The sequence below is a fragment of the Saprospiraceae bacterium genome (assembly GCA_016710235.1).
GTDB lineage: Bacteria > Bacteroidota > Bacteroidia > Chitinophagales > Saprospiraceae > Vicinibacter.
In genome coordinates, this window is the sequence record JADJLG010000001.1 from 2,750,616 (window position 1) to 2,774,922 (window position 24,307).

The following is a 24,307-nucleotide window of genomic DNA, read 5'->3' on the forward strand; positions in this document are numbered from 1 at the left end:
ATTAGGGTAATTTATTCAAAATTATTATAACCAAACTCAGAATGAACTCATGAAAAAGTATCTACATGCTTTGATTTCAGGTGTTGTGATGTTTTTCTTATCTCTTGCAGCTTCAGCTCAGGATTGTGATTTTATCCCACCTTCTCCGATTAATTTTAATGACGTATGTGCCGCTCAGTTTGCACTAGCATGTCCGGAAACTACGATACCGGAATGCGGATGTATGCCTGATCCAAACACACCCCCTGCTTTGTATAGTAAGAAATTCGATCTCGTCTTCTCAACTTTCAGCGCTGGTGAGGTTCATTTGGATACCACCAAAATTATTTTTGGAGATTTGCCTTCTGCTGCCTGTTCTGACGTAACAATCAATTTATCTGCTATTGGAGATTTATCTTCAAAGCATGAAGTACTTATTTTGATAGATGAAAAGGGAAATGAAATTTGTAGAGTGGGAGAAACAGGACCAGATTGTTCATTGATCGCATCAAGTTGTACTATGTCTTTTTGTGAATTCAATTCTCAGATTTCAGGTGGATTGCACTGGTATATTAGACCTAATTCCTTAGTTGCCAGCTCTGGTTCATTTCCGGGTTGTTCTGAGAATTGGGTGAATGTGGAATTATCCATTCCACAGTCGAATATCAAAGCAGTGAATAATTTAGATATTCCTTGTGGAGAAAATATTTCTTTGCCTTATGGCAAACATAATATAACTTGGACATCTATCAACCGATACACATGTGAGGAAATGCAACTCATCCAAGAAATCTCAGTGAGTGATGATGTTCCACCTGTTTTTGTACCGTCTTGCCCTACAGGAACAATAACCTTGAACGCGGGTCCAGGTGAATGTGTTGTAACTTGGAATGCACCACCATTTACTGCAATGGACAATTGTCCTGCGGGACAATATTTTGGCAACATCAACCGTGTAGGCAATATATGCCGTACGAATGCAGCTTGGCAGATATCAGGAGGAGCTGGCGCATGGGGAGTGATGTTTGACTTGGTGAATACATCAGGTGGGCAATTGAATCTGCAGGAAGTGGGTTGGTTCTCATTTGCGAATGTGAACCACAATATTTATTATCGTACAGCGCCCGGCCCATATGCACCGGTACAAGCAACAGCGAGTGCATGGACATTGTGTGCTAGTAGAGTAGCAACCCATGCCGGATTTAGCGGACCAAAAGATACATTCAATTTAATCACCGGAACCGCCTATGATACCTTGAAAAGATGTGATCCGATCATCGTAGACAGTACCAAAATTGGTTGTTTGACGATGGCAGCAGGGGAGACAAGAGGAGTTTATATCCACGCGCCGGGACAAGCCAGTGCATACTTGTCCATATTCGGAGACTGTACGACGGGTATTTTTGGAGATGCAAACGTAAATACGCCGGTGAACGGAGCTACATATACAGGGGGCTTATTTACAGCACCGTTTGTGAACTCATCATTTGGATTTGGAAACACGAACTGGATCGGTCATATTGGGTATGCATTAGCAACGTCAAATCGAGTAAGAGTGATCCAAACCTGTGGAGCACCATATGGACCCGGATGCTATTTTCCGATAGGATGCACGACATTATGTTACGAAGCGAGAGATGCAGCAGGCAATCTGGCAACATGTACATTTGATGTATGCGTGAATGCATATGCAAATCCGAAGCGGAGCCTTTCGTGCAATGATGACGTACAGGTGAGCCTGGACGAGGAATGTTATGCAACGGTAGGAGCAGACGATGTATTAGAGGGAGGACCCTACAGTTGTTATGACGATTATATTGTAGAGATCAGGAATTGGAATACGGGACAGTTGATTGATAGACGACCGACAGTACCGGGAGTACAGGTAGGCGTTCAGGATATAGGACAAAATTATCAGGTGAAAGTAATCGATCCAGTAACGGGCAACAGTTGTTGGGGCCATATCAGGATTGAAGACAAACTTGCGCCTGTATTGACCTGTCCCGGGGATTTGACCTTGGATTGTACGGCGAGTACATTGCCGGCAAATACAGGCACGCCTACAGTAGAGGAGAATTGTGGTGGTTATACGTTGACTTACCAAGATAATGTGACACAAGGAAGTTGTGCCTTGGGCTATGATAAAATAATAGAGAGAAGATGGACTGCAATCGACGGTAGCGGCAACAAGTCAAGCTGTGTTCAAACGATTACAGTAAACTTAGGAGATTTAAACAATGTATTAGCACCGGCAAACTATGATGGATTGCCAGGTAATAGAGCGATGCTGGCCTGTGATGGGAAGATAGACAGGAACAAAGATGTGACCCCACACGAAGTAGCACCGGATACCTGTATCGACGGGTATCTGTTGGACAGCGTATACTGGAGGGCAAATCCGACGAGACCAAATATCTATTTGGGACCAGGCGGCACATTGGGAAGGAGAATACCAAGAGCATTAGGCTGGAATTGTATAGATGATGTAAATGATCCGAACTATGGCCACCCAAGCCCGGATCCTGTATATTATCCTGCACACAAGAACTGGGATGCATTGAATCCGAATTGTTATGGACCGGAAGTACACGTGATGTGGTATGGAACAGGAAGACCAGCTACGGCATGTCGCAATTTTGGAACGACGTATCAGGATGTAATCATCGACTTGGCAAAACCGGGTTGTGATGCAGGTCCAATAGGCTGTTACAAAGTGTTGAGACAATGGACAGTAATGGATTGGTGTACAGGCAAAGTAGGGGGCCACAATCAGGTGATCAAGGTAGCGGACGTAGAAGGACCGAAAGTATTGTATCCGGATTCAGCAGTAGTGACGATGGATGTATGGAGCTGTACAGGAACCTGGGAAGTACCACCGGCCTGGTTGTTGGATAACTGTAGCAATGAGCTTCATTACACAGTAGAAGTAGAAGATGGAGTTGTGAGTGGCAACGAAACAGATGGATATATCGTATCTGGCCTGCCAAGAGGAATCCAGAATGCGTATATCGTAGCAGAAGACTGTTGTGGAAATATCACGAAGAAGACAGTAAGATTGAATGTACTGGACAATGTGCCTCCGATACCTGTGTGTATCAGGAATACAGTAGTGAGCTTAGTAGGAGGAGGCAGTGCAGGAGAGAATATCACGAAGATATTTGCGACATCGTTTGATGAAGGCTCATTTGACAACTGTTCCCCCCATATATACGTGAAAGCGATCAGAATGGAAGAGTTGTTGGGCACAATCAACGGACGTCTGCCACCAACAGACAACAGGGTGTCATGCAATGGACTGAACGGAGACGATGATCCGGATCCAGTGTTTGCACCGGGCAATCAGGTATATTTTGATGATTTTGTAAAATTCTGTTGCGCGGATGTAGGGCAAAAAATCATGGTAGTGATGCGAGTATTTGACGTAGATCCAGGAGCGGGCCCAATCCATCCGAACAGAATGGGAAGAAGCGGACCGAATCTACAGTTTGTAGGGGACTTGTTTGGTCACTACAGCGATTGCATGGTAGAAGTAGAAGTACAAGACAAGGTATTGCCAACATTGATCCCACCACCGAATATTGTGGTGAGCTGCTGGTTCTGGTATGATTTTGAAAAATTGCGTGATCCATTGGATCCAACATTTGGACGAGTGGTAACGGACTTGAGTGCGAGAGCTAAAGTGAAAACAAATGATCTGGTATGTCAGAGATACTGTGTGCCAAATACATTGCACAACTATCCTGGCCCATCAGCAGGGGCAGTACCACCGAATTTACCTGCAGCAAACATAGCATGTAACTACTACAACAGCTTGTACAATCCGGCCCATCCGGACAACAAGTATGAGTTGGTATGGGGCTTTGATGGCTATGTGACAGGAGGCTGTAATGTATCGGTAACGGTGACACCAAACGATGACAACGTGAAGTGTGGACAAGGAGTCTTGACAAGGACGTTTACAGTAAGAACGTCAACGGGAGTAACCTTGAGCCGTCAGCAGACGATCTGGATAGTGGACTGTGATCCATTCTATGTGAATCCTGCAGACTACTGCGATCCAAACGACGACATCGAATGGCCAACCTGTATCAGCGCGAGCTTACCGGGAAGGGTAGAACTGGACGGATGTGGAGCTGACTTAAGCCCTGACAATCCAAGATTGGGCAGACCGAAAGTGATGAACAATGCAGACGACAACTGTGCATTGATCGCAATCGAATATGATGATGAAGTATTTACAATTGAGCCGGATGCGTGCTTGAAAGTGATCAGAACGTGGACAGTAATTGACTGGTGCCAGTACGATCCAAGCAGAAACATCCTTACAGGCCGATGGGAGTATCAGCAGGTGATCAAGGTAAGGGACAATGACGATCCTGTAGTGGACTGTTCAATGAGTGATTGTGAACCTGCAACTAAAGATCCGTTAACGGGTATATGTTGGGGCCATATCAACTTGACAGCTACCGCAACCGATCATTGTACACCTGAGGATTGGTTATTCTGGGAATATAAGATAGATTTATACAATGATGGAAAAGGAAGTCACAGTGGCTATGATTTGAAAGTGGGCTCATTGACGCACAAGCAGTTTGATAATGGAGAGACACCGCGGTTCAACCATAATCCATATGCAGACAATCAAGGGAATCCATTCAATGCCAGTGGCGTATATCCAATCGGAGTACACAGAATATCCTGGTATGTAGAAGATGGCTGCGGCAATATAGGAGTCTGTGAAAAACTGTTTGAGATCAAAGACTGCAAAGCACCGACACCATATTGTTTGTCAGGGATAGTGACCACGGTGATGCCAAGTACTGGCTGTATCACGATATGGGCGAAAGACTTCGACCATGGCAGCTACGACAACTGTACACCGCCAGCCAATCTGAAGATATATTTTGAAGGAGGCTCAGACAGTTTATTGATCTGCTGTTCAGATTTTGAAGCAAAACGAGTAAATGATGAATTGATCTTACCGGTGAAGATTTGTGTAGAAGATGAAGAGGGCAACAAGGATTGCTGCGAGACGACAATGATCGTACAAGATCCAAACAATGTTTGTCCTGATGATGGAACATTCAATGGTAAGGTGTATGGAGCCATCAAGACGAACAATGGATCTGAAACAAGTGATGCAGATGTTGAATTGATGAAGAACGGGCAATTGATGAAGGAGATGATGACATCGGTGGATGGAAAGTATACATTCAGCAAACTGATAGAAGGACAAGATTATGTGATCAAACCTGAGCGCAATGACAATTACTTGAACGGTGTGAGCACAGCGGATATCGTAAAGATTCAGAAGCACATCTTAGGACAAGAAGAGTTTAGGGATCCGGTTCAATTCATTGCAGCTGACGTCAATAAGTCCAAGACAATCACAGCAAGTGATATCAGCGAGATCAGAAAGCTGATCTTAGGAGTGACAAGCAAGTTTACTAAGACACCGAGCTGGTGGATCATACCATCAGATTATGTGTTTAGCGATCCTACTCAACCATTTGATTTTCCAACAAGTAAGGAAATTAAGAATCTGCAGTCTGAAAACAAAGTAGATTTCATGTCCATAAAAGTTGGAGATGTAAACCAGACAGCAAGAGCTCATTTTGGACAGAATATAGAAACAAGAACTGGAGCGAAATTGCGACTTGAAGTGAAAGAACAGGAATTCAAAGCGGGAGAGAGCTATGAAATTGAGGTGAGTAGCAGAGGATTTGAAAGTATAACAGGATTTCAGTATACAATCAGCTTTGATGCCAGTGCTATAGAAATTGTTTCAGTGGAGAGCGGATCATTGACAATAGAAGAGAAGAACTTCAACCTTGGAAGAAGGTCTGAAGGGATTGTGACCATGTCATGGGACAATTCAGGATCACAGACTGTTACACAAGGCGAAACCTTGTACAAATTGAGAGTTCAGGCAATGAAAGGTGGAAAACTCAGTAGACTGATGTCGATCACAGGAGATTTGACGAGCTCAGAAGCATATGACAAGGAAGGCAACCTGAAGGAAGTAGTTCTGGATGTAAGGAATTCAGACACTGTAGTGGAAAGTGGAGTATTCGAGTTGTATCAGAACAATCCGAATCCATTTAATAAGGAAACAGTGATCAGCTATCGATTACCGGAATCAGGACCAGTCAAGCTAACATTATATGACCTCACGGGCAAAGTGATTAGGTTTATGAACTCAATGGACAGAAGGGCATGAACCAAATGAAAGTCCAAAGAAGCGAAATATCAGGATCAGGAGTCATATATTATCAATTGGATGCTGCTCACAGTACTGCCACCAAAAGGATGATGATGAGCAATTGATTTTATAGATCAATTAAAAAATAGTTGAAAAGGCAGGACTTTAGTTCTGCCTTTTTTTATATAAAAATGTTTGTAACTATTTGGCAGATACATTGTTTTGTAAAATATTCTACGTTTGATATTTATTATCGCAAAAAAACTATTATATTTGATTTTTGTTTAATATATAAATTATTGTAACTTTGCGTTGAAACAGAGTCTTAAGTGACGAATGAAGAATGTAAACCTCATATTAACAATTGTTGGTAGTTGGCTGTATTGTATTTCTATAAGTGCGCAATGGTGTTGTATTGACTCCTCTCTTGCTATTATCGATGATGGTTCGACCACATTGCGATTACAGATTAATGGAGCGCTAAACAATGATTTATCTACTCCTCAACAAGGACTTTGCGGTGTAAGAGTGAAGTTTAATCATAAGTTTATTGGGGACCTTACAATGGATTTGGTTTCACCGTCAGGACAATCCATCAGGCTTGTAGGCCCTGTAGGTAATGCAGGAAGAACTGATTTTACACGGTGGAATGTTACATTTGTGCCTTGTAATCAAACCCCTATCCCTGATCCAGGATTTAAAGCCAAGTGGGACAATATACAAGGATGGGGAATATTAGGTACTTTTTATTCAGGAACTTATCACCCGAATAACGGCTGTCTTGAAGATTTTAATTTAGGACCTGTAAATGGAACTTGGTCTCTACAAATCTCTGATGGGGCAAGGTTTTATTCAGGATTTGTTGAAAGCTTTTGTTTGTTGTTTTGTGATGACAGAGGTATTGGCTGTTCCTCTTGTAGTCCAAACGGCGGTGTTTTTAGCCAATCTGATATTATTTTGTGTGAGCAAGACCCGGGATTAGATTTGAACCTCAATGTTCAATTTCCAAATTTTACTCCGGATCCAATAAATTATCAATACAAATTTGTTATCAGCCAAAATGATATAATTCTGGCATTGGTAGACAAAGTAGATTTAAGGAATTATCCTCCCGGAGACTATCAAATTTGCGGATTATCTTATTCAATCGCGAGCCTGCCAGAAATCCCCGATCCTGCCACAAGTCCCAAATTGAGCAATTTAAAACAAAATATAAATGAAGGGAAAAATGGTATTTGTGCCGAACTATCAAAAAATTGCATCAATGTTAGTATTGGGCGAACCATCTCTCCAACCAATATACAACAGTCTATTTGTCAAGGGGATACTTTTCTCTTTAATGGTAAATCTATAACACAAACTGGAAATTACCAGGAGATATTTAAATCACTAAAAGCTTGTGACTCAATCGTTAATCTTAGTCTTCAAGTAGTTTTTATTCATGCAGAAGTATCAAGCCCTGTCGATACCTTATCTTGCATTAAAAGCTCCATAGTCATAGATGCGTCCGGTTCATCAGTTAGCACAAACAGTCTAATAAGCTGGACAACCAATGATGGTAACATTAAAGATTTGAAAGATCCTTTGAAGCCAATTGTGGACAATGCTGGCACATACAAGTTAAAGATTACTGATGGTAATTGTTCAGACAGTATTGAGATTACAATTGTAAAAAAAGGTAAAATTCCAGATATTAATATTCAAGGAGATACCTTGACATGCGACAAAAAGACAATTAGATTGTCAGGGATTACATCAGTTTCTTCGCCACAGTACACTTGGCAGTTTCAAGGAAATGACGTAGGAACTTTAGACTTCTTGGATGTGACTTCACCGGGAGTATATAGTTTAATAGTTACAGAATCATCGGGATGTACTAACAGAGCTAATTTTCAGGTGATTGAAGATTTATCGAAACCAGATTTTAATATCATTGCGACCGATTTGGATTGTAAACTCGATAGTGCTGCTTTTGAAGTGCAGTCAAACGTAGATTTACATGATTTTATTTGGAGTGGACCTTCAGGTTTTTCTTCGATTAATGAGAACCCTTTTTATTTTTCTCCGGGCAAGTACTCTTTGACAGCAAAATCAAAAAATGGGTGTTCCAACACTGTTAGTGTTACCGTCAATTCTACGAGAACCAAACCGAGTTTTGTTGCCATTTATAAACCAATTACCTGTCGTGATACAGCAATTGTTATTTCGACTCGATTGGGATCTAACATCGATACTATTTTATGGCGTGGACCAAATAATTTTATATCTACGGCAAAGGAACCCCTGGTAACTTTTGCTGGAACATACTCTGTACATTTAGTTGACAGTTTTGGATGCACCCTGGACACTAGTATTGCAGTGTTATTAGATACCTTGAAAGCTGATTTAGGTTTACAAGTCGATCTGCTAGATTGTTTGAATGACAGTGTACAAATAAATTTTAAGTACTTAACCGGGGATTCCACTAAGTATAGCTTCAATTGGTCAGGTCCTACTGGGTTTGTTTCTTACCAAAAGCAACCCTGGGTCAGGGAAATTGGTTTGTATACGATTCAAATTGTGCAACAAAATGGTTGTATTAAATCAGATACGATAAGTGTATTCCAAGATAAAGATAAACCTGTATTACAGATTAACTCGAGGTTGATTACCTGCAAAAACCCAATTGTTCCTATAAACGCGACGAGCAATATCTCCATAGCAAGTTGGCGATGGAGTACAGCTTTTGGATTCAATAGTAATAATCAAAATCCATTGGTAGATACTTCGGGATATTATCGACTCGTGGTGACTGCAACCAATGGATGTACAGCGGAGAAAACTATTTTTATTGATCAAAATAAGCGCAGTCCATTTGCTAGTTTGATCTCTGATACAATAAATTGCATAAAAGATTCTATTTCCCTAAGATTCAGGGGTAACAACGTAATCATAGACAGTATTTTTTGGAAAGGGCCATCCAATTTTGCATCAATTGATTCAAGTCCAATTGTTAGTATTCCCGGGATTTACACATTATATGCCATTGGGGATAATGGATGCATACATGTCGATAGTTTTGATCTGCTGGTTGATACGATAAAACCTAACTTAATTGTTGACTTTGACAGTCTGACATGTAAAAAACCTACTGTAGATTTAAGAGCTTCTTCGTCGACTTCAAATGTATATTTTACGATAAGAGATCCATTTTTTGCTATGGATACAACAGCATTGAAAAAAGTAACCATTCCAGGATTATATCGTGTTACTGCTATACGTACAAATCATTGCGCTACATCCGAAGATGTTATCATTCCCTCTTCGATACATTTGCCTCAAACAGCAGTGACATTTGATACAATAACATGTTTGAAGAAGCAAGCCACATTAATTCTGATCTCTGGAGATATTGATATTGATAAACAATATTGGCAACTCCCGGATTCAAGCATTATTAATAAAACGAATTTAATTACCTCAACTCCCGGTACTTATTTTGGATTTACGACAAATATAGATGGATGCATCAAAATTGATACAATTCGGATTTTAGCAATCATTGACACTCCCAAATATACATTACCCGATCCTGCAATACGCTGCGATTCAATTTTAAATAAGGATATAAGAATAATCACAGAAGATAAACTTGCATTAGTTGAATGGTTAAGCCCGTCCGGAATGAAGATCATTGGTCCTGTAGTGACCCAGCCTGGACAGGGCAAATACAAAATAATGATCACAGGTAGCAACGGATGCTTTATTGAGGATTCATTATTTATCCATTATGATACATTGCATCCAATTTTACAGAACTTGATAAAAGATACTATAAATTGTAAACAAAAGTCCGCAACTGTTAAGATTCAAACTAAAAACACGCAAGTAATAGATTGGAAGGGTCCTTTGAATTTTAGTTCATCTGATACAATCATTTCTGTTGCAACTCCCGGGCTTTACTTGCTTACATTAACTTCGAAAGATCTTTGCCAGAATACTTATGTTATGGATGTAGTTGCAGACACATTACCTCCAAACTTGATTACCACACATACTAATATTAATTGCAAAGAACCGAGAGCTGTACTAGAGTCAGTTGCACAATCCTCCTTGGAGGAATTTTATTGGTTAACGCCTTTCGGTGATACTTTACGCAATTCTCGAACACTTGTTACTGAGGGAGGTGAATTCGTCTTTTATGCTCGAAATAAAAATGGGTGTGTGACAAGGGATTCAGTGAATGTTATTGTTGATACTATTGTTCCAATTTTAATCACTTCTAACGTGAACTTACCTTGTAGTTCTGATAGTGCTCAGTTAAAAGTCCAAAGTCAACTTAATAGTTTGAATTTTTTCTGGTCAGGGCCCAACCAGTTTTTCAGTGCTGAACAGAATCCATATGCGAAGGATACCGGTGTTTATAATGTAATTGCTGTTGCGGATAATTTTTGTTCTTCAAAGGCATCACTTAGATTGACTGATCAACATATTTATCCAACGGTTACCCTCACAGGAGGGGAACTGAATTGCAGAGATTCATCAGTACAATTGATTTCTGTTTTTAGCTTGCAGGACACAAATTTTATTTGGTCGGGGCCGGGTCAGTTTTTGAATAAAACTGATAGAAAACCTACCGTCCGCCTACCGGGAGTTTATCACATCAAGGTGACTAACCAAGAAGGATGTGTCACGGATACATTTACCACTGTTACGACAAATTTTAATTTTCCACAAATTAATATTCTTCAGAGTGATAGTTTGCGCTGTGATTTAAAGAAAGTTCAGCTAGCAGCAAAGTCGGATTCTGTTAGACGATTTAGTTTTAAATGGATGACCATAGGTGGAATTATCGAAGGTGGTACTGCAAGTTCTCTGATTTATGTTAATAAAGAAGGCGATTATATTGTTACGACAACAGATTTGGATAATGGCTGCAGTTCCATCGACACTATACATGTGAATCAATATGGCTCGACTATATTGGGATTAAACTGTGATATTAATAAGCCAAGCTGTGATGGTTTGGAAAATGCATCATTAAAAGTTACAGAAATTTTTGGTGGTGACGCACCTTTCCTTTATTCAATTAATGGTTTGACTTATAATCGGAATCCAAATTTAAATAATCTTGAACCTGGTAGTTATACTCTTTATATAAAAGATAAATTTGGTTGTACATATGATACATTAATTTCAATTGAACCGGCTACAGAACTTCAACTAGATCTTGGCCCCGATCAATCGATCCATCTTGGGGAAAGTTTTTTGATAACCGGATCGACAAATGTGGATACCAGCAATTTGATAAAGGTAAAGTGGGTGCCATTAGATCAATCATTTCTTTGTGACACTTGTTTTTCTATTGTGGTTAAACCTCACCAAACCACCGTTTACAAATTGTTAATTCAGGATGATCATGGATGTATTGCCATAGATGACATTCTCATAAAAGTAAATACTGCCCCGGGAGTTTTTGTCCCTAATGTGTTTTCTCCAAATGGAGATCGATTGAATGATTTTTTAAAGTTTAATACTGGCCTTGACATTCAAAAGATTGTGAAATTCAGTGTTTTTGATCGTTGGGGAGAGCTGGTGTATTTTAATTCTGATTTTGACGCCAATTTGGATGATTACGGTTGGGATGGTAAGTTTGAGGGTCAGGATATGAATCCGGGGGTTTTTATTTGCCAGATTGAGGCACTCTCTGTAACCGGAAAATCTGTTTTTTTTACTGCGGATGTGACCTTGGTGAGATAAAAAGTATCAAATAAACTTCTCGTTTGAGAATTGTTAAGTTGTTTTTTGTTTTTTATCGATCATTAATTGTAATAATATATTTGTATTCAGTATATAATTAGGAAAATTGCATTATTCCAATATAAATATTTTTACAGCAGATTCATCAAAATAATTCTCTTGCAAGGCAGCATTTTAAGGTAGTTTCGTGTCGTATATTTGAATTTTCCAGTATTTAAATATTGGTTCGGTTATTGATTATGGCAATATGTTGAAAATTTGATTATGACCAGAAGGCTTCTATTTTTTATTTGCGCTAGTATCTTTTCTATTGAATCAGGTTTGCTCGGGCAGTGTGTACCGCCCGCTACGGATGAATGTTCTGCGGCAAATGTGTTATGTTCATTGGATGAAGTGAATGGATATTCTTGTCAAAATACTTCAGATATACACTCTGATTTGTATCCTTGCGGTGCAAATTTATTGTGCCCTAGTGCTGGAGGAGCATATGTTCCACATAATACCAGTTGGTGGGCTTTTGTTACAACTGGAGGAAATGTCACGATTACAATAACTTTTAGTAACTGCAGTGGGGCAGGTGTTCAGATGGGATTGTGGGGAGACTGTAGTTGTGGTGAAGAAGTAGCATGCAACCCTTTTTGTAACGGGGGTGGCTCTTTTACAATCACAGCTTATCTCACCCCATGTAAAACATACTATTTGTTTGTAGATGGTTGTAGTGGAGACGTATGCCAGTTTACTTTAACAACCTCAGGCGGAGGTGCGCCAAATTTATCGCCATTGAGCAATATCATGGGCAAGGATAAGGTATGTGAGGGATTTTGTGGAGAGAAATGGAATGTCAACGATCAGCCGGGCGGTTGTGATCCATATTATGAGTGGACCTGGGATGGAGTCCCTGTAGGAGGCAATGAAAGTGAAGTGACGCTGGATGATGAGTGGGGTCCTGGAACATATACATTATGCGTGACAGCTTTTATCGGCAATGAAGATAAAACCAGTATCTGTGACGAAGAGGGTCCAAAATGTAAGACGATTACAATCCTTCCGAAACCAGAATACAAAGGACCGGATAAGTACATCTGTCTGGAGGATGTGCCATATGATTGGCATGGTACAAGTATTTTTGCGGATGGTGAGTACAAAATTGAATTCACAGGTGCAAATTGCTGTAAGTTCGACTCTGTGAGACAGTTTTATATCTTGCCAAAGCCAGATGAACCTAATGTATATTATATAGGTTGCGATCCCGGGGATACGTATATAGATCCTACCACCAACAAGCGATTCAGTGGCTGTAATAACTATGCAATAGTGGATTTGCCAAATTCAACATCTCCGAATCGCTGTGATTCTGCGTACCATTTATATACTATCTATCCCCGATTTGCTCCAAGTTTTCAATTGGAGTGTTTAAATGGCGAGATTTATTTAAAGTCTTACATTACTGATATTACAGATTATTGTGGAAACAATACAGACGTAAATTATAATTATGAGTATAAATGGTATAGTAAAAAGAATCCGGGTAAAGTAATCAGTTTTGATGAAGATCTGGATGTGACGAATTTAGGTAAAGATGATTATTGCCTGGAATTGTCTATTCAGGTATCATATGGAGACGCTACCCAAACCTGTATCCGAACCTTTTGTGAGACCTTGGATGAAAGCAAGTTGAAGCCGGGTCCGGTGAATATAGTAGGCGATACTGTGATATGTTTGGGCCATAGTGCACATTACCAAATAGACACGATATTGTCGGATGTGATCTTGTACAACTGGATAGTGATAGGGGAGTGATCACGACAAAAGATCCATTCAACTCCGCGTCAATTGACGTATTGTGGAATGGTGCGCCAGGGAAAGGCACGGTATGTTTCAGTTACCAAAGCAGCTGTGGGGTGAGTCCGGAGACATGCCTGGAAGTAGAATTGTACCCAGCTCCAAATCCAAATGCAGGCCCCAACGACAGTATCTGTTCGTTGATCAATCAATTCAATGCCCGTCAGGATGTTGGAGGATCGTGGAAGCAGATCTGCGGCCCCGGGACGAGTAATTTGAATAGTACAGACCCGAAATCGAACGTAGATGTGAGCCAGTACGGAAAGTACTGTTTTGAGTGGACAGAAACCAGACAGGGCTGTACGACAAAAGATACAGTGGAGTTGTGGTTCAACTCAGATCCGAACAAGGACAAGGAGGTGATCATTTGTGCCGGAGATAATAATGGATATACGTACAATTTCAAGATCACGGGAGGAAGTCCCAAGTATCGGGTACTGAAAGGGAACGGAACCATAGACAGCACGACGAATGTATATACGTCGAAGTATGTGAAGAACCTAGTGGATGATACAGTGATGATATCAGATGCCTTTGGCTGTCAGTTCACGTTTATATTGAATCACGAGTGCAAGTGTACCAATGCGATTGGGAAGGTAAACAGCGTATCAGAAGATCTATGTGAGGACGGAATCTTGCGAATCAATCCGGATATCTATGATCCGAATGGACAGATGCTGGATGCGGAAGATACGGTGATGTTTTTCATTTATACGGACCCATTGAACCCATTGGGCAGCATCGTGAGATATATAAGTGGGAATACGGTGAGTTATGACCCTAGGCTGCAGTACGGACAGCAGTACTATATCGGAGCGATATTGGGAAGGCGAGACAATAAAGGAGGAATAGATCGAGCTGGTGGCTGTTTGCGGGAGAGCTATGGCAAGCCATTTACATTTTACGAATATCCACGGCCTGATGCAGGTCAGGATGATGCAGTGTGTGGTTTGGTGTATGACCTAAGGGGCTTGCGAACGAGCAGCATACCGAACAGTCAGTTGAAGTGGCGAGTGACAGGTGGAGGCGGAGTCGTATTCAGCAATACCGACGTGGAGACACCTACGGTGACAGCACAGGGTGGTTATGGAACGTATAGCTTTGAAATAGAAGAGACAAACAATCAGTGTGTGCGGACGGATGTAGTGAATATCACGTTCAATGCACCACCTGAGATAGACAATATAGAAAAGATCTGTGTGGACAAGAATGTGAATTTTACATATCGTGTGGAAGCGACGATCAAGAGCGGCAAGGGCCCTATACATTATTGACAGGAGGCGGCAAGTTGGTAGGCAACCTGTATATGTCAGATACATTGGTGAGTTTGGATACCTTTAAGATCCTTGTACAGGATGCGAACGGCTGTGTAAGTGAGCTGGTTGCAGATATCCACAATTGTAATTGCGGAATTATCTCAGCGGGAGATCTGGAGCAGCGCGTGACGCGTGTATGTGAAGACCAGTGCGTGACGATTACGGAAGTAAATCCGGATACGATAGTAGCAGGAGAGGATATAAGGATGTATATACTATCCAATTCGCAGACAGACTGGAAAGCTAAAGGGGCGAACACCACGACAGTGTTGTATGATACCTTTTACACTTCAACGGCTCAGATTTGCTTTGATGCGAGTCGTATGAAGACAGAGCAGATCTATTATCTGATCAAGGTAGTGGGCAATGACTTGGATAATAATAATTTGGTGGATGATGATGATGATTGTTTCAGGATAAGTTCGCAACCCTTTGTGTGGACAGCGTATCCATTGGCAGATGCTGGAAAAGCGGATAGTGTGTGTGGATTGAACTATGTGATGCAAGGCAATCTGACATTGGGTCAAGGGAGCTGGCGACAAATCGGGGGTCCGAGTCCTGTTGTGATAACAGATCCACGGCTGGACAATACAGGGATCAATGTAAGCCAGAAGGGTACGTATATGCTGGAGTGGACGGTAGACAATCAAAATTGCGTGAGGAAGGATACGGTACACATCAGTTTTTGGGATTCCCCTAACTTTAAGGGTACACCAGTGATTGAGTGTGACAACACAGCGGAGAACTATCGATTTACGATAGGAGTAGAGAATGGGGAGTCGACGACCTGGTCAGTAGAGGCCTATCGCGGAGGGACAGTAGGAGTTGTGATGACGCAGATCCAGAACGGAGTATACCAATCCGGGTGGATACCCACGGGAAGCAGTGTAGAGCTGTCAGTGAGGGATAGACATATCTGTTCTACGGATACGACGAGTCTACAGCACGAGTGTGTGTGTATTACGGATATAGGAGATTTGGATTTGACACCGATAATATTGTGTGCGGATGGAACAGCGCGAGCGCAGTACGATGGAAGCACAGGGATGAAAGACGGAAATGACGTAGTAAGGTACGTATTGTATGACGGACAGTCGAATGATCCGTTGAATGGGACGATAATCGGGTTCAATGACAATGGAGTGTTTGTATTCGATGGCAGTAAGATGCAATTGGGCAAGACGTATTACATAGCGGTGTTTATGGGCAATGTTGATCCGGTGACAGGAAATGTAAACTATGGAGACAGATGTATCCAGAATACACCCGGAGTACCGGTGACGTGGTATGCGTATCCGGTAGCGGAGATCAAAGGGTCAAAGATATTGAGCTGTAAAGTGAAGAGCATAGATTTGGATGGAAGGGGCTCACTAGCGGGCTCAGCGGGTGGCTTGGATTATACATGGAGTACAATAGACGGCGGCTTTGTAAATCCAGGACAGGTGAATGGAAGTACCGTTGAGATCAATAAGAAAGGCACGTACAGATTGTCGATAAAAGATCAGGTATCAGGTTGTACAAATGAGATCACGTATACGATCTCGGAAGATATCACATTGCCAGTATTGTCAGTAGCGACACCGCAGGAATTGACGTGTGAAATTACACAGGTAGCCTTGGATGCGAGCAAATCAAGTCAGGGAGTGAATTATGAAGTAGAGTGGAAGGGAAGCAGTGTGGTGACGAATGCCAGGAGTTATATAGGGAATGTAAGCAGTCCCGGAAGTTACACAGTAGTGGTGACGAATCTGACGAATGGCTGTGTGGATTCAACGACGGTGCAGGTGAGCCAGGACATCAAAACGCCGAGCGCACAATAGTTCAGAAGGGGACCTTGACGTGTAGTGTGGATCAGGTGAAGTTGGATGGGTCCGGCTCACAGGGAGCCAGTGGCCAGGTAAAAGAATACAATTGGCGAGCGTTGAGCGGAAGCATAGTAACTGGTCAAGGCAGTCGGGAGATCACAGTAGGTAAGCCGGGCGGAGAATATGTATTGGAAATCAAGGATGGAAAGAATGGGTGTCTGGATTACGACACGATCCGAGTGTCAGAAGTAGGAAATCCATTGGCATTGATCTCGACGGAGGGAAAGAATCCACGATGTTATGGAGAGAAGAATGGGGTTGTGAGCATACTGGAAGTATTGGATTACAACAATCAGGTATTGAGTGGATTGATGTATTCGATCAATGGCGGGCAATATGTCAGTGCGGATGAGTTTCCGAATCTTGGACAGGGAACGTATAAGATAAGCGTAAAAGATGCGAATGGCTGTCTTCGGGATACGACGGTGACATTAGTAGAGCCGAGTCCGATGGGCATAGAAGTAGTGAAGACAATAGTAGTAGATCAGGGGACACGAGTAGATTTGGACAGCATGGTATTGGACGTCTCAGGCGGAACGGAGCCATATAAGTCAAACGAGTGGTACAATACGAGCATAGAGAAAGACTGGACATCGAACAAAGTGTATACAGCGGATACGTCGTATGAGTTCAGGGTGACGGCAGTTGACGCATCAGGCTGTGAGATCACAGAGCTGGTACGGGTTTTGGTGAAGATCAGCAAAGATGTGTGGTGGCCGAATGTGATCAGTGCAAATGGGGACAAGATCAACGATTATTTCAATGTATATGGCAAGCGAGTTAGAATAGTGAAGAGTCTGGCGATCTATGACCGCTGGGGTGAGCAAGTATACAAGGCAGAGAATTTGTTGGATGCGAACAAAGGAGGAAGAGAGATAGGCTGGAATGGTAGCTTCCGCGGGGAGTTGGTAATGCCGGGTGTGTATGTGTTTGTCGCCGACATAGAGTTTGAAGGTAGTAGCGGCAGTGAGATCTACAAAGGAGACTTTACTGTGATCCGCTAGGTCAGAGCAAAGAAAGAAAAGAAACAGGAATCAGAAGCCGGGGCATTCGCTCCGGCTTTTGTGTTTAGGAGAATGATTCTGCACTATAAATAAATATTTTAAGAAAAAAGTTTGTCTGAAGAAGCGTTTTTGCCAGCTTGGGAGTCTGCGGTGAGAGATGGACAAAGTGGGCTGCAAAGTTTATCATTGATTCAATGATTGTAGTTTAAAAATAAGTTTGTTAATAATTGTAAACAAGCGTATTTTTATCTGTTCAAAAAGTAAAAATTAATTAATTTATTAATATTTAAAACAAACAAAAACAACATGTTCCAGAAAGTACTCATTGCTTTAGTTGTATTTTTTGCATTCCAGTCAAGGAGTTTGCACGCTCAGTGTGTACCACCTGCTACAGATGATTGTTCTTCTGCGAACGTCCTTTGTTCCCTCGATGAAGTGAATGGATATTGTTGTCAGAATACTTCTGACATCCATTCCGATTTATATCCATGCGGTTCTGGATCATTGTGCAGTAGTGGTGGAGGTCCACATAATACCAGTTGGTGGGCTTTTGTGACCACTGGAGGTACAGTTACTATCACCATTACTTTTAATAATTGCGTAAATAATCAAGGTGTCCAAATGGGTATTTGGGGAGACTGTAGTTGTGGTGAAGAAGTAGCCTGTAACCCTTTTTGCAGTGGCTCTTCAGGATCATTTACAATTACAGCCAACCTCACACCATGTAAAACATATTATTTGTTTGTAGATGGTTGTAGTGGTGATGTTTGTGACTTTTGTTTAACAACTTCAGGTGGAGGTGCGCCAAATTTATCGCCATTGAGCAATATCATGGGCAAGGATAAGGTATGTGAAGGATTTTGTGGAGAAAGATGGAATGTCAACGATCAGCCTGGCGGTTGTGATCCATATTATGAGTGGACCTGGGATGGAGTCCCTGTAGGAGGCAATGAAAGTGAAGTGACGCTGGATGATGAGTGGGGTCCTGGAACATACACATTATGTGTGACAGCTTTTATCGGCAATGAAGACAGAAGCAGTATCTGTGACGAAGAGGGTCCAAAATGTAAGACAATTACAATCCTTCCGAAACCAGAATACAAAGGACCGGATAAGTACATCTGCCTGGAGGATGTGCCATATGATTGGCATGGTACAAGTATTTTTGCTGATGGAGAGTACAAAGTAGAATTTACAGGTGCAAATTGCTGTAAATATGATTCTATAAGGCAATTTTATATATTGCCAAAGCCGGATGAACCTAATGTATACTATATCGGTTGCGATCCCGGGGATACATATATAGATCCTACCACCAACAAGCGATTCAGTGGCTGTAATAACTATGCAATAGTGGATTTGCCAAATTCAACATCTCCAAATCGCTGTGATTCTGCGTACCATTTATATACTATCTATCCCCGATTTGCTCCAAGTTTTCAGTTGGAGTGTTTAAATGGAGAGATTTATCTATATTCCAACATCACTGATATTACAGATTATTGTGGAAACAATACAGACGTAAATTACAGCTTTGATTATAAATGGTATAGTAAAAAAGAATCCTGCAAGAATAATAGGTCAGGAAGAGAATCTGGATGTGACGAATTTAGGTAAAGATGATTATTGCCTGGAATTGTCTATTCAGGTATCCTATGGAGATGCATCAGAGCTTTGTATCCGCACCTTTTGCGAGACATTGGATGAAAGCAAGTTGAAGCCGGGTCCGGTGAATATAGTAGGCGATACTGTGATATGTTTGGGCCATAGTGCACATTACCAAATAGACACGATATTGTCGGATGTGATCTTGTACAACTGGATAGTGATAGGGGGAGTGATCACGACAAAAGATCCATTCAACTCCGCGTCAATTGACGTATTGTGGAATGGTGCGCCAGGGAAAGGCACGGTATGTTTCAGTTACCAAAGCAGCTGTGGGGTGAGTCCGGAGACATGCCTGGAAGTAGAATTGTACCCAGCCCCAAATCCAAATGCAGGCCCCAACGACAGTATCTGTTCGTTGATCAATCAATTCAATGCCCGTCAGGATGTTGGAGGATCGTGGAAGCAGATCTGCGGCCCCGGGACGAGTAATTTGAATAGTACAGACCCGAAATCGAACGTAGATGTGAGCCAGTACGGAAAGTACTGTTTTGAGTGGACAGAAACCAGACAGGGCTGTACGACAAAAGATACAGTGGAGTTGTGGTTCAACTCAGATCCGAACAAGGACAAGGAGGTGATCATTTGTGCCGGAGATAATAATGGATATACGTACAATTTCAAGATCACGGGAGGAAGTCCCAAGTATCGGGTACTGAAAGGGAACGGAACCATAGACAGCACGACGAATGTATATACGTCGAAGTATGTGAAGAACCTAGTGGATGATACAGTGATGATATCAGATGCCTTTGGCTGTCAGTTCACGTTTATATTGAATCACGAGTGCAAGTGTACCAATGCGATTGGGAAGGTAAACAGCGTATCAGAAGATCTATGTGAGGACGGAATCTTGCGAATCAATCCGGATATCTATGATCCGAATGGACAGATGCTGGATGCGGAAGATACGGTGATGTTTTTCATTTATACGGACCCATTGAACCCATTGGGCAGCATCGTGAGATATATCAGTGGGAATACGGTGAGTTATGACCCTAGGCTGCAGTACGGACAGCAGTACTATATCGGAGCGATATTGGGAAGGCGAGACAATAAAGGAGGAATAGATCGAGCTGGTGGCTGTTTGCGGGAGAGCTATGGCAAGCCATTTACATTTTACGAATATCCACGGCCTGATGCAGGTCAGGATGATGCAGTGTGTGGTTTGGTGTATGACCTAAGGGGCTTGCGAACGAGCAGCATACCGAACAGTCAGTTGAAGTGGCGAGTGACAGGTGGAGGCGGAGTCGTATTCAGCAATACCGACGTGGAGACACCTACGGTGACAGCACAGGGTGGTTATGGAACGTATAGCTTTGAAATAGAAGAGACAAACAATCAGTGTGTGCGGACGGATGTAGTGAATATCACGTTCAATGCACCACCTGAGATAGACAATATAGAAAAGATCTGTGTGGACAAGAATGTGAATTTTACATATCGTGTGGAAGCGACGATCAAGAGCGGCAAGGGGCCCTATACATTATTGACAGGAGGCGGCAAGTTGGTAGGCAACCTGTATATGTCAGATACATTGGTGAGTTTGGATACCTTTAAGATCCTTGTACAGGATGCGAACGGCTGTGTAAGTGAGCTGGTTGCAGATATCCACAATTGTAATTGCGGAATTATCTCAGCGGGAGATCTGGAGCAGCGCGTGACGCGTGTATGTGAAGACCAGTGCGTGACGATTACGGAAGTAAATCCGGATACGATAGTAGCAGGAGAGGATATAAGGATGTATATACTATCCAATTCGCAGACAGACTGGAAAGCTAAAGGGGCGAACACCACGACAGTGTTGTATGATACCTTTTACACTTCGACGGCTCAGATTTGCTTTGATGCGAGTCGTATGAAGACAGAGCAGATCTATTATCTGATCAAGGTAGTGGGCAATGACTTGGATAATAATAATTTGGTGGATGATGATGATGATTGTTTCAGGATAAGTTCGCAACCCTTTGTGTGGACAGCGTATCCATTGGCAGATGCTGGAAAAGCGGATAGTGTGTGTGGATTGAACTATGTGATGCAAGGCAATCTGACATTGGGTCAAGGCATCTGGCGACAAATCGGGGGTCCGAGTCCTGTTGTGATAACAGATCCACAGCTGGACAATACAGGGATCAATGTAAGCCAGAAGGGTACGTATATGCTGGAGTGGACGGTAGACAATCAAAATTGCGTGAGGAAGGATACGGTACACATCAGTTTTTGGGATTCCCCTAACTTTAAGGGTACACCAGTGATTGAGTGTGACAACACAGCGGAGAACTATCGATTTACGATAGGAGTAGAGAATGGGGAGTCAACGACCTGGTCAGTAGAGGCCTATCGCGGAGGGACAGTAGGAGTTGTGATGACGCAGATCCAGAACGGAGTATACCAATCCGGGTGGATACCTACGGGAAGCAGTGTAGAGCTGTCAGTGAGGGATAGACATATCTGTTCTACGGATACGACGAGTCTACAGCACGAGGTGTGTGTGTATTACGGATATAGGAGATTTGGATTTGACACCGATAATATTGTGTGCGGATGGAACAGCGCGAGCGCAGTACGATGGAAGCACAGGGATGAAAGACGGAAATGACGTAGTAAGGTACGTATTGTATGACGGACAGTCGAATGATCCGTTGAATGGGACGATAATCGGGTTCAATGACAATGGAGTGTTTGTATTCGATGGCAGTAAGATGCAATTGGGCAAGACGTATTACATAGCGGTGTTTATGGGCAATGTTGATCCGGTGACAGGAAATGTAAACTATGGAGACAGATGTATCCAGAATACACCCGGAGTACCGGTGACGTGGTATGCGTATCCGGTAGCGGAGATCAAAGGGTCAAAGATATTGAGCTGTAAAGTGAAGAGCATAGATTTGGATGGAAGGGGCTCACTAGCGGGCTCAGCGGGTGGCTTGGATTATACATGGAGTACAATAGACGGCGGCTTTGTAAATCCAGGACAGGTGAATGGAAGTACCGTTGAGATCAATAAGAAAGGCACGTACAGATTGTCGATAAAAGATCAGGTATCAGGTTGTACAAATGAGATCACGTATACGATCTCGGAAGATATCACATTGCCAGTATTGTCAGTAGCGACACCGCAGGAATTGACGTGTGAAATTACACAGGTAGCCTTGGATGCGAGCAAATCAAGTCAGGGAGTGAATTATGAAGTAGAGTGGAAGGGAAGCAGTGTGGTGACGAATGCCAGGAGTTATATAGGGAATGTAAGCAGTCCCGGAAGTTACACAGTAGTGGTGACGAATCTGACGAATGGCTGTGTGGATTCAACGACGGTGCAGGTGAGCCAGGACATCAAAACGCCGAGCGCAAAAATAGTTCAGAAGGGGACCTTGACGTGTAGTGTGGATCAGGTGAAGTTGGATGGGTCCGGCTCAGGAGCCAGTGGCCAGATAAAAGAATACAATTGGCGAGCGTTGAGCGGAAGCATAGTATCTGGTCAAGGCAGTCGGGAGATCACAGTAGGTAAGCCGGGCGGAGAATATGTATTGGAAATCAAGGATGGAAAGAATGGGTGTTTGGATTACGACACGATCCGAGTGTCAGAAGTAGGAAATCCATTGGCATTGATCTCGACGGAGGGAAAGAATCCACGATGTTATGGAGAGAAGAATGGGGTTGTGAGCATACTGGAAGTATTGGATTACAACAATCAGGTATTGAGTGGATTGATGTTTTCGATCAATGGCGGGCAATATGTCAGTGCGGATGAGTTTCCGAATCTTGGACAGGGAACGTATAAGATAAGCGTAAAAGATGCGAATGGCTGTCTTCGGGATACGACGGTGACATTAGTAGAGCCGAGTCCGATGGGCATAGAAGTAGTGAAGACGATAGTAGTAGATCAGGGGACACGAGTAGATTTGGACAGCATGGTATTGGACGTCTCAGGCGGAACGGAGCCATATAAGTCAAACGAGTGGTACAATACGAGCATAGAGAAAGACTGGACATCGAACAAAGTGTATCCCAGCGGATACGTCGTATGAGTTCAGGGTGACGGCAGTTGACGCATCAGGCTGTGAGATCACAGAGCTGGTACGGGTTTTGGTGAAGATCAGCAAAGATGTGTGGTGGCCGAATGTGATCAGTGCAAACGGGGACAAGATCAACGATTATTTCAATGTATATGGCAAGCGAGTTAGAATAGTGAAGAGTCTGGCGATCTATGACCGCTGGGGTGAGCAAGTATACAAAGCAGAGAATTTGTTGGATGCGAACAAAGGAGGAAGAGAGATAGGCTGGAATGGTAGCTTCCGCGGGGAGTTGGTAATGCCGGGTGTGTATGTGTTTGTCGCCGACATAGAGTTTGAGGGCAGTAGCGGCAGTGAGATCTACAAAGGAGACTTTACTGTGATCCGCTAGGTCAGAGCAAAGAAAGAAAAGAAACAGGAATCAGAAGCCGGGGCATTCACTCCGGCTTTTGTGTTTAGGAGAATGATTCTGCACTATAAATAAATATTTTAAGAAAAAAGTTAGTCTGAAGAAGCGTTTGTAATATTTTCTGTGTCTATATAGGTATTAAGTCATTGTTAACCGCAATGATTTATAAATATTTATTGATTAAAATTGTAATATTATATTTTTAATAATTATTAATGGAAAATTAATATTTGATAATAATATAAAGTTACTTTTTTTTACTTCTGTCAAAAT

General features: G+C 42.3%; 10 protein-coding genes. All 10 read left to right on the forward strand.

Annotated elements, in window-relative coordinates; translation table 11 throughout:
- Positions 1–49 precede the first annotated feature (49 nt).
- The 10 genes from IPI99_10925 to IPI99_10970 all read left to right on the forward strand — a co-directional run bounded on the left by IPI99_10925 (position 50) and on the right by IPI99_10970 (position 24,016).
- Positions 50–6,199, forward strand: coding sequence for an HYR domain-containing protein (locus IPI99_10925; protein MBK7341030.1), 6,150 nt, complete (start codon positions 50–52; stop codon positions 6,197–6,199).
- Positions 6,200–6,517: 318 nt separating this feature from the next.
- On the forward strand, positions 6,518–11,920 hold the full coding sequence (locus IPI99_10930; GenBank protein ID MBK7341031.1) for a gliding motility-associated C-terminal domain-containing protein: 5,403 nt from the start codon (positions 6,518–6,520) through the stop codon (positions 11,918–11,920).
- Between the two features lie 264 nt (positions 11,921–12,184).
- Complete coding sequence (locus IPI99_10935; GenBank protein MBK7341032.1) at positions 12,185–13,720, forward strand: hypothetical protein; 1,536 nt, start codon at positions 12,185–12,187, stop codon at positions 13,718–13,720.
- Positions 13,717–15,036 carry a hypothetical protein gene (locus IPI99_10940; protein MBK7341033.1) on the forward strand — a complete coding sequence of 440 codons (1,320 nt, stop codon included), beginning with the start codon at positions 13,717–13,719 and terminating at the stop codon, positions 15,034–15,036. The genes IPI99_10935 and IPI99_10940 overlap by 4 nt, the downstream gene beginning before the upstream one ends.
- A gap of 32 nt (positions 15,037–15,068) precedes the next feature.
- Entirely contained in the window at positions 15,069–16,898 is a 1,830-nt protein-coding gene (locus IPI99_10945; protein MBK7341034.1) for a hypothetical protein, read from the forward strand.
- 14 nt (positions 16,899–16,912) lie between these two features.
- The gene (locus IPI99_10950; GenBank protein ID MBK7341035.1) at positions 16,913–17,947 is read left to right on the forward strand and encodes a gliding motility-associated C-terminal domain-containing protein; all 1,035 of its coding nucleotides are present in this window, start codon (positions 16,913–16,915) and stop codon (positions 17,945–17,947) included.
- 306 nt (positions 17,948–18,253) lie between these two features.
- A complete protein-coding gene (locus IPI99_10955; protein ID MBK7341036.1) occupies positions 18,254–19,564 on the forward strand; it encodes a hypothetical protein in 1,311 nt (436 codons plus the stop codon).
- Complete coding sequence (locus tag IPI99_10960) at positions 19,482–22,211, forward strand: hypothetical protein (GenBank protein MBK7341037.1); 2,730 nt, start codon at positions 19,482–19,484, stop codon at positions 22,209–22,211. Before IPI99_10955 ends, IPI99_10960 begins: the two co-directional genes overlap by 83 nt.
- Positions 22,102–23,640 (forward strand): hypothetical protein, encoded by a 1,539-nt coding sequence (locus tag IPI99_10965; GenBank protein MBK7341038.1) that lies wholly within the window; start codon positions 22,102–22,104, stop codon positions 23,638–23,640. The genes IPI99_10960 and IPI99_10965 overlap by 110 nt, the downstream gene beginning before the upstream one ends.
- A 7-nt stretch (positions 23,641–23,647) precedes the next feature.
- A complete protein-coding gene (locus IPI99_10970; protein MBK7341039.1) occupies positions 23,648–24,016 on the forward strand; it encodes a gliding motility-associated C-terminal domain-containing protein in 369 nt (122 codons plus the stop codon).
- Positions 24,017–24,307: the final 291 nt, after the last annotated feature.

Coding starts and splice junctions, on each gene's coding strand:
- IPI99_10925 (MBK7341030.1), top strand. CDS start 50: ATGAAAAAGTATCTACATGCTTTGATTTCAGGTGTTGTGATGTTTTTC.
- IPI99_10930 (MBK7341031.1), top strand. CDS start 6,518: ATGAAGAATGTAAACCTCATATTAACAATTGTTGGTAGTTGGCTGTAT.
- IPI99_10935 (MBK7341032.1), top strand. CDS start 12,185: ATGACCAGAAGGCTTCTATTTTTTATTTGCGCTAGTATCTTTTCTATT.
- IPI99_10945 (MBK7341034.1), top strand. CDS start 15,069: ATGTCAGATACATTGGTGAGTTTGGATACCTTTAAGATCCTTGTACAG.
- IPI99_10955 (MBK7341036.1), top strand. CDS start 18,254: ATGTTCCAGAAAGTACTCATTGCTTTAGTTGTATTTTTTGCATTCCAG.